Origin of the sequence: Vibrio sp. 10N.261.46.A3 (genome assembly GCF_041472995.1) — a bacterium.
Lineage (GTDB): Bacteria > Pseudomonadota > Gammaproteobacteria > Enterobacterales > Vibrionaceae > Vibrio > Vibrio coralliirubri.
Genome location: NZ_JBFRRH010000120.1, coordinates 1 through 2,918 on the forward strand (window position 1 = coordinate 1; position 2,918 = coordinate 2,918).

A 2,918-nucleotide genomic window follows, 5' to 3' on the forward strand; every position below is an offset into this window, starting at 1 on the left:
AGGACATCGCCAGGCTTTAATTTCGTTATTTGCGTAGCAAATAACAACCTCAACAGTGCACTAATCTGTTGATGACAATTTGTTGGAGGGATGGCTGAGTGGTCGAAAGCACCGGTCTTGAAAACCGGCAACCGTTAATAGCGGTTCTAGGGTTCAAATCCCTATCCCTCCACCACCATTGAAAAGCCCGCTGAGAAATCAGCGGGCTTTTTTTCGTCTTGAGTTTGGTAAAAAAACATTTGAATACTTCAAAGCGGCAGCTTACCCGTTGGTTAAACATCGGTGTTTGGCGTTAAGGCAAAAAAAGCAGAGCTTAATCGCTCTGCTTTGATCTCTAAATGAATATTCTTTGGAACTTGTACAATCAGCTCGCTTACTTAGCGACGTTACCCGCCACGTTTAGCGCATCCCAAGTACGTGAAAAAGGAGGGGCATAACAGAAGTCCATGTAGCCTAGTTGTTGAGTCGTCATCTTCGCGGTGATAGCTACCGCTAGTGCGTTAATACGGCCAACCGCTCCTTTCTTACCAACGATCTCACCACCTAGAAGAACCTTAGTCTCTGGGTGATAAACCAACTTCACCTTGATGTCTTCTTGGCCTGGGTAGTAATCCGTTTGGTTCTTATCTGAAATTGTTGATACTTTCACATCTAAGCTGTGTTCTTTCGCCAGAAGTTCAGATACGCCTGTACACGCCAATTCGTAGTCGAGTACTTTCAAGCAAGACGACCCCAAGAAGCCCGACATGTAAGTGTCTTTTCCTGCTAGCTTGTCTGCCATCATGCGTGCTTGTTTGTTGGCTGTAGTTGCTAGAGGAACATAAACGGGTTTGCCTAGCGCCATATGATGGACAACGGCACAGTCACCTACAGCATGGATGTAAGCATCTTCAGTGGCACCATATTCATTCACCAACAACGCGCCATTTTGAGCCTTTGGTAATTCGAATGCTTCAGTGTTTGGTTTGAAGCCGAGTGACAGGATCACGACATCAGCTTCTACATTACCGTTATCGGTTTCTACGATGTAACCACCTTGCTCAGCATCGCGAATCGCAGACACGCTGCAACCTGTTTTAAGGTCAGCACCGGATTCTCGAATTGCACCTTCGACAACTTCAATGATCTCTGGGCTGAACTGACGGCTCATGATGTGTTGTTCACGTTCGATGATCGTCACGTGTTTGTCTAAGCCGTGCGCTGCATCGAAGACTTCCAGCCCGATAAAGCCTGCACCGATAACACACACGCGTTGTTTACTAACATTTTTAAGTGCTTCTTTGACTGCTAAGCCATCTTCCATGCTTGTTAGTGTGTATACGTGTTCTGGATTGTATTCACCGAATGAGGGAACGATCGGACGTGCGCCTGTCGCAATCACCAACATATCGTAATTGATAGTGCTCTCTACGTTTTGGTGACGCACCGTAATGTGTTTTTCAGTGCGGTCGAACGACACCATTTCTGTTTCTACACGAACATCTAAACCAGATTTTATGGCTTGTTCTGGCGTACGAGAGATCATTCGCTCGGTGTCATCAAACATGCCGCCTGCAAAGTAAGGTAAGCCACAGGCTCCGAAAGAGATGTAGCTACGCTTATCTAAAACGATGACTTCGTCTGATGGTTGATTACGTTTGTACTTTGCTGCGAAACTCATACCCGCGGCGCTACCGCCTATAACAACAACTTTCATATTTACTACCTAAATAACCTGAACTCAGGAAAAACAGAAGAGCACTCACGTGGAGTGCTCTTAATTAAGTTTGAGAATTATACTGCTGCTTCTTTTGATACTGTCGCTGTAACGTCAGCGTCGTATTGTTCAGTATCCAATGAGCCATTCTTCTTCGCTGTAAGAACGCCTGACAACATAGAGCCTGAGATGTTCAGCGCTGTACGAGCCATGTCAATTAGCGCTTCAATAGACACTAGAATCGCGACTACTGTGATGTCTAGACCCATGATGGTCAGTACCGCTACTGCTGCGAACGTTGCACCGCCACCAACACCTGCGATACCGAATGAAGCAATTGCGATAACAGCGATCAGTTGTAGGATGAAGCTTAAGTCTACAGGCATGCCCATTACTTGTGCCGCCATGATTGCGAGCATTGCTGGGTAGATACCTGCACAACCGTTTTGACCGATACTGGTACCAAATGTCGCTGACATGTTTGCTGTTTCTTCGTCTACACCTAGGCGTTGAGTTTGTGTTTCAACGTTTAGTGGGATAGCTGCCATGCTTGAACGAGAACCGAAACCGAACACCAATACTGGCCAGATTTTCTTCATGAACTTAGCAGGAGAAAGACCGAACATGGACACCATGACGAAGTGGATGCCGAACATAACGCCAATTGCTACGTAGCTTGCTAGAAGGAAGCGTCCCATCTCTGCAAGTGCGAACAGGTCGTTGGTCATCATGAACGTGGTCATCAGAGCGAATACACCGTAAGGGGTTAGCTTCAGAATTTCACGTACCATTGAAAGCACCACTTCTTTTGCAGAGTTGATGAAATCAACGAAGTTTTGCACTTTCTCTGGCTTACGGTTTTTCACTTGAAGGATACAGTAACCAAGGAACATACCGAACAGTACAGTTGAAAGCGTAGAAGTACGTTGAGAACCCGTTAGCATGTCAAAGATGTTGGTTGGAATGATAGACAGAGCCATACCAGACAGACCGCTGCTCGCCATTGCATCTTGTGTTGCAACCAGTGAATCACCGCGAGCTTCAATCGCACTGTTTGTGCCGATAGTGCTTACTAGTGCGTTCGCATCGATACCAAATAGGTAAATACTCGCGATACCAACGGCTGCTGAGATTGCACAAGTGAAAAGTAGAATACCGATGATTTTTGGTGCGATTCGAGATAGCGCGCCGCCGCCTTCAACGTTCAAGGTAAGGAATTTCA

Annotated in this window: 2 protein-coding genes and 1 tRNA gene; 1 reads left to right on the top strand and 2 read right to left on the bottom strand. The window is 46.2% G+C overall.

Annotation, left to right across the window (positions count from 1 at the left end; genetic code table 11):
- The first annotated feature begins 84 nt into the window (after positions 1-84).
- Positions 85-175, top strand: a tRNA-Ser gene (locus AB4484_RS23675).
- A 198-nt stretch (positions 176-373) separates the two neighbouring features.
- Here the strand turns inward: AB4484_RS23675 and AB4484_RS23680 are convergent.
- Together AB4484_RS23680 and AB4484_RS23685 are read right to left on the bottom strand one after the other, a co-directional pair.
- Positions 374-1,696, bottom strand: a complete 1,323-nt coding sequence (locus AB4484_RS23680; protein ID WP_372080626.1) for a CoA-disulfide reductase — start codon at positions 1,694-1,696, stop codon at positions 374-376.
- Between the two features lie 77 nt (positions 1,697-1,773).
- A partial coding sequence (locus tag AB4484_RS23685; RefSeq protein ID WP_372080628.1) for a cation:dicarboxylate symporter family transporter occupies positions 1,774-2,918 on the bottom strand: 1,145 nt, incomplete at its 5' end.